Annotated in this window: 5 protein-coding genes and 2 pseudogenes; 3 read left to right on the top strand and 4 right to left on the bottom strand. The window is 70.1% G+C overall.

Annotation, left to right across the window (positions count from 1 at the left end):
* Positions 1-310 precede the first annotated feature (310 nt).
* Together GT354_RS48585 and GT354_RS48580 are read right to left on the bottom strand one after the other, a co-directional pair.
* Positions 311-1,453, bottom strand: coding sequence for an MFS transporter (locus tag GT354_RS48585; protein WP_237536204.1), 1,143 nt, complete (start codon positions 1,451-1,453; stop codon positions 311-313).
* A gap of 889 nt (positions 1,454-2,342) precedes the next feature.
* Positions 2,343-2,822, bottom strand: coding sequence for an Rrf2 family transcriptional regulator (locus tag GT354_RS48580; protein WP_161364419.1), 480 nt, complete (start codon positions 2,820-2,822; stop codon positions 2,343-2,345).
* 750 nt (positions 2,823-3,572) lie between these two features.
* Between GT354_RS48580 and GT354_RS48575 the strand changes: the two genes are divergently transcribed.
* Positions 3,573-3,866 carry a hypothetical protein gene (locus tag GT354_RS48575; protein WP_161364416.1) on the top strand — a complete coding sequence of 98 codons (294 nt, stop codon included), beginning with the start codon at positions 3,573-3,575 and terminating at the stop codon, positions 3,864-3,866.
* A 416-nt stretch (positions 3,867-4,282) separates the two neighbouring features.
* On the opposite strand, the gene GT354_RS48570 is transcribed toward GT354_RS48575, so the two are convergent.
* The gene (locus GT354_RS48570) at positions 4,283-4,939 is read right to left on the bottom strand and encodes a TetR family transcriptional regulator (RefSeq protein WP_161364415.1); all 657 of its coding nucleotides are present in this window, start codon (positions 4,937-4,939) and stop codon (positions 4,283-4,285) included.
* A gap of 124 nt (positions 4,940-5,063) precedes the next feature.
* On the opposite strand from GT354_RS48570, the gene GT354_RS48565 reads away from it, so the two are divergent.
* Positions 5,064-6,056 (top strand): aldo/keto reductase, encoded by a 993-nt coding sequence (locus tag GT354_RS48565; RefSeq protein ID WP_161364412.1) that lies wholly within the window; start codon positions 5,064-5,066, stop codon positions 6,054-6,056.
* 56 nt (positions 6,057-6,112) lie between these two features.
* Positions 6,113-6,406 (top strand): annotated as a pseudogene (locus tag GT354_RS55425) (helix-turn-helix domain-containing protein); the annotation flags it as partial.
* Positions 6,407-6,523: 117 nt separating this feature from the next.
* On the opposite strand, the pseudogene GT354_RS48555 reads toward GT354_RS55425, so the two are convergent.
* Positions 6,524-6,754, bottom strand: a pseudogene (locus GT354_RS48555) (alpha/beta hydrolase); the annotation flags it as partial.

Genomic DNA, 6,754 nt, shown 5'->3' with positions numbered 1-6,754 from the left:
CGCCGCCGGCGGCCTCCGGCCGCTCTCCTCGCGGGCTCGTCGATCACTGGTCGACGATGGATCAGTGGGCGCTGACGCGCCTTCGGGCGGCCGAGTACGCGTCGCGACGAGAGTCGCCGTGTTGCTCGGCCGCCCGTTGTCGGTTGCCGGTGTGCGGCGGCTCGGGTTGTCGGGCCGTTGTCGGAGGCGGGCGGGCCGGCTGCCGGTGCCGCGTGCCGGGGGTAGGTCGGCCGGGGGTGCGGCGGTGCACCGTCGAGCAGCGGTTGGATCTTCGGCCGACCGGGCTGCGGGATCGCGGAACGGCCGTGTCTCAGCCTTTGGGCGCCGTGCCTTTGGGCGTTGTTGTGCGGGCCGTGATCCGTAGAAAGAGCAGGGCGGCGACTGCCAGGGCCGCTCCGAGGCCGTACACGGTCGTCGTTCCGACGGGAAGTGTGATGCCTCCGAGTACGGTGCCCAGACCGATGCCCAGGTAGATCCCGGAAGAGTTCAGGGCGACCACCAGAGGGGCTTCCTCCGGGGCGGCCTCGATCAGCCGGTGCTGCTGTGGCGGCGTCTGGCACCAGCTGCTCGCGCCCCAGAGCAGGACCAGCAGTCCGACCACGAGCTCCAGCGAACTGTGGGTGGCGGCGATCAAGGCCAGCAGTCCGAGGGCGAGCGCCATGGTGACGTAACCGGCGGTCAGGACCCGAACGGAGCCCCAGCGGTCGGTGGCGTAGCCGGCGGCCAGGTTGCCGAGCACGGCGCCCAGGCCGTACAGGAAGAGCATCCACAAGGTCGCGCTCTCGGGGATACGCACGGCCTTCAGCACCGGAACGCTGTAGGCGTAGGCGGTGTATCCGGCTCCCATCCCGAGCACCGTCAGCGGCAGTACGGCGAGCACGGTCGGCCGACGCAGCACGGCGAGTCGGGTGCGCAGCGGCACCCGCGCAAGGCCCGGCAGTTCCGGCATGAGCAGACGTACGCCGACGGCGACGAGCAGGCACAGCCCGGCCACCACACCGAGGGCGCTGCGCCAACCCAGCCAGTGGCTGATCAGGTTGCCGAGGGGCACCCCCAGCGCGGTCGCGACGGTCAGGCCGCCGATGACCACGGCCAGGGCTCGCGCCCGTAGCTCCGGGCGCACCAGGGCGGCGCTCACCGCGCCGGCGGTGGGGGTGTAGGCCGCTGCGCCGGCGGCCGCGACGATTCGGGCGACGATCAGCACGGCCAGGTTCGGTGCCAGCGCCGAGCAGAGGTTGGCCGCGCCGAGGACGAGCAGCGCGGCGACCAGGAGGGACCGTCGCGGCAGCCGCGCGGTCAGCGTGGCGAGCACCGGCGACAGAACGGCATAGCCGGCAGCGAACACCGTGATCGACTGCCCGGCCGCCGCCGCCGACACATGCAGCGAGTCGGCCATGGACGGCAGGAACCCGGCGACGACGAAGGCGTCCGTACCGACGGCGAAAGTACCCAAGGCCAGTACCGACGTCGACGACAGTCCGCTCGACCCCGGCGGGTTGTTGCCGTCGGTCGTTGGGCGATTGGATGGAATGGAGACATTGGACATCCAGATTCCCCTTATGGGTGTGCCCCTCCGGTTGCGCGGGGCGTCGGGTGATCGGCGGGCTGGGTGCTTTTGGTGGCTCGGAGTGGGGCCCGTGGTTTTGGGTGGGTCCTTGCGGCTGGTTGCTGGTTGCCGGTTGCCGGTTGCCGGTTGCCGGTCGCCGGTCGCTGGTTGTCGGCCGTCGGCCGTCGGATCGTTGGGTGGAATCGAGATGTTGGACATCCGGATTCTGCTTACAGGCGCGCTCCTCCGGTTGCGCGGGAGCGTCGGGTGACCGGCGGGCCGTGGTGCTCGTGGCGGCGGCTCGGAGCGGGGTCTGCGACTTTGGGTGGGTCCTTGCGGCTGGTTGCCGGTTGCCGGTTGTCAGTCGTCGGTCGTCGGGTCGTTGGGTGGAATCGAGACGTTGGATGTCCGGATTCGGGTTACAGGCGCGCCCCTCCGGTTTACGCGGGGTGTCCGGTGATCGGCGGGCTGGGCGATCTTGGTGGCTCGGAGTGGGCCCGTGGATTTGGGTGGGTCCTTGCGGCCGGTTGCTGGTTGTCGGTTGTCGGATCGTTGGGTGGAATCGAGGTGTTGGACATCCGGGTTCTGCCTACGGGCGCGCCTTCGGTTGGGCGGGGGCGTCGGGGGGATCGGCGGGCCGAGCGCTCTTGGTGGTGCGGAGTGGGGTCTGCGGCTTTGGGTGGGTTCTTGCCGTCCGTTGCCGGTCGTTGGGTGGTGGTCGGGCTGAATCGAGACATTGTGTATCCGGATTCTGCTTACGGGCATGCCCCTCCGGTGGTGCGAAAGGGTGGGGTGATCAGCGGGCCGTGCCGCCGAAGTGGCGCCGTGTGCGGTCCGCGGCCTTGGGCGGCGCGGTGTCCATGATGTCCGCCAGTGTCTGGGCGGCCAGTTCGCGGCGCCATGCCAGTTCGGCCCTGCTCATCGCGGTGGCGATGCCGCAGGCCCGTTGGAACTCCCGGGCGGGTGCGCCCGCTCCTTCTCCCCGTTGGCGGATCTCGGTGCAGCGGAAGACGTCGTCGGGGCCCTCGATGGCGGTGACAACGTTCATGAGCGTGATGTGCTTGGGGGGTCGAGCCAGCCGGAAGCCACCCCGGGCCCCCGGCGTCGAGCTCAGGATTCCGGCCCGGACAAGCGCCTGTAGTTGCTTGTTCAGATAGGCCGGTGGCAGGTCGAACCAGGCTGCCAGCTTTGCCGTCGACACCGGTTCCTCGTCCCCGACCCACGCCAAGGTCAGGCAGCAGTGCAACCCCCACTCGACCCCTTCGCCCATTCGCATAACCGGGACACTACACCTCCAGATTCCGGCTCGGCATGAACCCTTGGCCCCGGGGACGCGTCACACTGCCTGCTTGGTGCACCGGTGTTGTGGTTTGGGTCGTTCACCGGGTGGTGGCCGGTCCGTCTCGCCGGGCCGACGGCGGTTGGCGGCGGGTTCCCGGCGCGACCACCGTGAGGCGCCGGCCCCGAGGTGCGCAGACGGACGGGCCCACTGGAGCCGGGGCGAGGCGCCAGGGCCCGTCTTCGCCGCCGGTGCATGGGGCTCCGGGTTCCGAGCCTCGGGCTGCCGGCTCCGAGCTTCGGCGACAGTGGGCCGAGGCACTCCAGCCCGTGTCCCCTCCACCGCCGGCCGTGGCGATCGGGGCGCCGACGCCGGGCTGAAGGAGACCGGCAAGGCTCCCGAACTCGTCAAGCAGGCCCGCATCCCGCGCGGCATCCCCATCCTGGCCAGGTCCCGGTAGGCCTTGGACGTGGCACTCGCGCGGTGCGAAGCGAGGCAGTGGGACGCGGCGACGCGCACCCTGCCGGAGATCGCCCGGGAAGCGCCCCGACCGGATTCGTCGTCAAGCGCTGTCCGGTGCCATCGTGCAGCGTCTCGGCGAGGCATCCACGTCGAAAGCCGCGGAACCGACCCGCGCGATCGGTGTACCGCTGGTCCTTCGCCGAAGCCGAGACGGGGAGAACGGTGGACCGGCCGTGAGGTGGTCCGGGAGTGGGAGGGTGGGGTGCGCCTGAGACAATTCTGTGCATGGCGACTTCAGGTGAATCCTCCAGGGAGCGGTACGAGCGGGCCATGGCCGCTCGGAAGGCGAGGGAGGAGCGCACGCACGCGGAAGAGGTCGCGCGGGTGAACGCGCGCAACGAGATCCTGGCCCGGGAGGCGAAGGCCGCCGGGGCGGACAACGAGATCCGGCAGACGGTGCTCGCGCCGCCGGATCCGAACAAGTCCTCCGCCAAGCAGCTCGGTGGCATCTTGTTGATCATGCTGATCATCACCGTGCTGATTGGGATCGCGGCGACGATCGCGGCTTCGACGGGCTGACGTCGGGCCGGTTGGTGGCGGGCCGGTCGACGTCGAACCTGCTGACGCCGGACCGACGTTGGACTGCCGTTGGGCTGGGCGCCTCGGACGCCGGCCTCGGATACCGCCTCGGATGCCGGCCTCGGACCGGGTGATCTTGTTCGTGGCCGCTCGGGGCGGACCGGCGCTGATGGCGACCGTGTGCTTAGTGGTCGGCTCCGGAAGTCCTTCGGGGGTTGACCCCGGGACGGCGCGTCTGTCGGGTGTCGCCGAACTCCCGGCCGGCACAGCCGTCGACGAGGGCTGCTACCGCCATCCGGACGGCCATCGCCATCACCGACCGCCTGGCCGGCCGCGAGCTCGACGCCATTGCCCCCGCGCCGGCGGTCCGCGCGTTCGTCCACTGGTCGTCTCAACGGCGCACCGGGAGATGTGCGTCAGACCAAACGGCTTGGGCGTTGGTCTCGGTCCGGGCGAGGGAACAAGCGCTCGACGGCGGTCACCACTGCGGCGCGGCGGGCGGTGATAGAGGGGTCCACGGCCTGGTCTGCGGCAACGGCGGCGATTTCGGGCTGACCTGCCCAGGTCATGGTGATCTGGTTGATCAGGGCGAGGACGTCGACCGGGTCCCAGGCCGGGTCGAGCAGCCCGATGCGCTGAGCGTCGCGGAGTTTGTCGAGCTTGCCGGCGATCGTGGCCTGGAGGGGGCCGGCGGTGTTGTCTGTGGCCTCGGCCAGCTCCAGGCGGCCCCACGTGATCAGGCGGTAGTGATCCGGACGGGCCGTGAAGTGGTCGAAGAGGATGCCGGCATAACCGGGCAGGTCGGCCGGATCAAGCTGAGTCGCCTCGACGAGTGCGGCCGTCTCGCGTTGGGCGACGTGCGCGTAAAGGGCTTCCTTGCTGCGGAAGTAGGCGTAGACACGTTCCTTGCTCGTCCTGGCCTGCTTGGCGATGCGGTCCACGCGGGCGCCGGCGATCCCGTGCCGGGCGAACTCCTCCGTTGCTGCGGCGACGATCCGCCGGCGCGTGGAGTCGGTGGACTCGTTCGAGGTGGCGGCGTCCGGGGCCCGGCCAGGGCTGGTGGAGCGAGGCATGAGCCCAGGATAGGCGACCGAACGGTTCGGTTTTGCGCTGCACTCAGGATCGACGTAGGGTCATACCGAACAGTTCGGTTTGGTCGGGGCCATGGGCCGCCGACATGACACGAGGAGCGATCTCATGCAGCACCGCAGCCTGGGACAGCAGGGACTGCGCGTCTCCGCGCTCGGACTGGGCGTGATGGGGATGTCCATGGCCTACGGCCCCTCGAACGACGAGGACGCCATCTCCACCATCCACCGCGCCCACGAACTCGGAGTCGACTTCTTCGACACCGCCGAGCTGTACGGCCAAGGCACCGGAAGCAACGAGACGCTGCTCGGCAACGCAGTCAAGGAATTCCGCGGCGAGGTCGTCCTGGCCACCAAGTTCGGCTTCGACATGACCGGCAAGACGCCGGGGAGCGGCGTCGACAGCCGCCCCGAGAACATCCGCAAGGTCGCCGACAACAGCCTGCGCTACCTCCGGACCGACCGCATCGACCTCTTCTACCAGCACATCTCCGACCCCGACGTACCGGCCGAGGAGGTCGCCGGCACTGTCGGTGACCTGATCACCGAAGGCAAGGTGCAGTACTTCGGCCTGAGTAACGTGGGCCCGCAATACATTCGCCGCGCCCACGCCGTCACCCCGGTCACAGCCCTTCAGCACGAGTACTCGATCTTCGAACGCGAAGTAGAGGACGAGATCCTGCCGGTCCTGCGAGAGTTGGGAATCGGCCTGGTGCCGTACTCGCCGCTCGGCCGCGGCTTCCTCTCCGGCGTGGTCAAGCCCGCTGACGAATACCCCGAGGGCGACATGCGCCGCTGGGACGAGCGCTGGCAGGGCGAGAACTACGCCTACAACCTGAACGCCGCCGAGCAGCTCCGAAAGCTGGCCGCCGGCAAGGGCATCACCCCTGCCCAGCTTTCCCTGGCCTGGCTGCTCGCCCAGGGCGAGGACGTAATCCCGATCCCGGGCACCCGCAGCGCCACACGTCTGGAGGAGAACGTCGGCGCCACCGACGTGGAGCTCACCGAGACCGACCTGGCCCGTATCCGGGAAGTCCTCCCCCAGGGCTCCGCGGGCAGCCGCTACCCGGCCTCGCTGATGGCCGGCTTCCGCACCGACTGACAGCCCGTACACCAAGTTCGGCGGCCCCGGGCAAGCCGCGGCGAGCAGCGCCTCAAGTGGTCCTGCACGCGGCGCGTGGGCGCTCCGACGCGTGCATCGCCCGTGAGACCGGATTGCACGTGGACGCAGTGCGGACCCGGCGCAACCGATTCGCTGCGCTGGGCCTCACTGGGCCGGCCGACCGCGAGCGCTCGGGCCGCCCGCCCCGCTTCACCGCCTTGCAGGTTGCCCAGGTCAGGGCCCTGGCCGGTCGGCTTGCCTGCGAGGCCGACGCGCCACTGTCACATTGGTCGTGCCCGGAGCCGGCCCGCGAGGCCATGGGGCGAGGCATCACCACGTTCGTGTCGGCCTCCACCGTGCGTTGCGCCGGCAGCTTGATCAACCCCCGAAGGACTTCCGGAGCCGACCGTTCAGGGCCGTGGGCCACCGGTCCGGACGGGCGGACCACGGCCCTCATCGCTGCCTGCTCAGCTCGTTATGTCGGCCAGGAGCTTTGCCGTGTCCTTGGGGGCCTCGACCGGGAAGTGGTGGCTGCCCAGGTCGACGAGCACGATGTCGAGGCGGTCGCGGTAGCGGTCGATCGCCTCCTGTGTCACCAGGTCACGGATCGCGAACACGGTGATCGGCTGCCTCGTCTCGCGCAGTGCCGCGTCCATGTCCCAGCGCACCAGGCCCTCGATGGAACGCAGCCCCGCGGG

The organism is Streptomyces sp. SID3343, from assembly GCF_009865215.1.
GTDB lineage: Bacteria > Actinomycetota > Actinomycetes > Streptomycetales > Streptomycetaceae > Embleya.
Note: the sequence above shows the minus strand (reverse complement) of the source record. Positions and strands in the feature narration are given on the sequence as shown.

What these genes read in the sequence shown, in the direction of transcription:
- GT354_RS48565 (WP_161364412.1), top strand. Translation starts at nt 5,064, where the DNA reads ATGCAGCACCGCAGCCTGGGACAGCAGGGACTGCGCGTCTCCGCGCTC.
- GT354_RS48580 (WP_161364419.1), bottom strand. Translation starts at nt 2,822, where the DNA reads ATGCGAATGGGCGAAGGGGTCGAGTGGGGGTTGCACTGCTGCCTGACC.
- GT354_RS48575 (WP_161364416.1), top strand. Translation starts at nt 3,573, where the DNA reads ATGGCGACTTCAGGTGAATCCTCCAGGGAGCGGTACGAGCGGGCCATG.
- GT354_RS48570 (WP_161364415.1), bottom strand. Translation starts at nt 4,939, where the DNA reads ATGCCTCGCTCCACCAGCCCTGGCCGGGCCCCGGACGCCGCCACCTCG.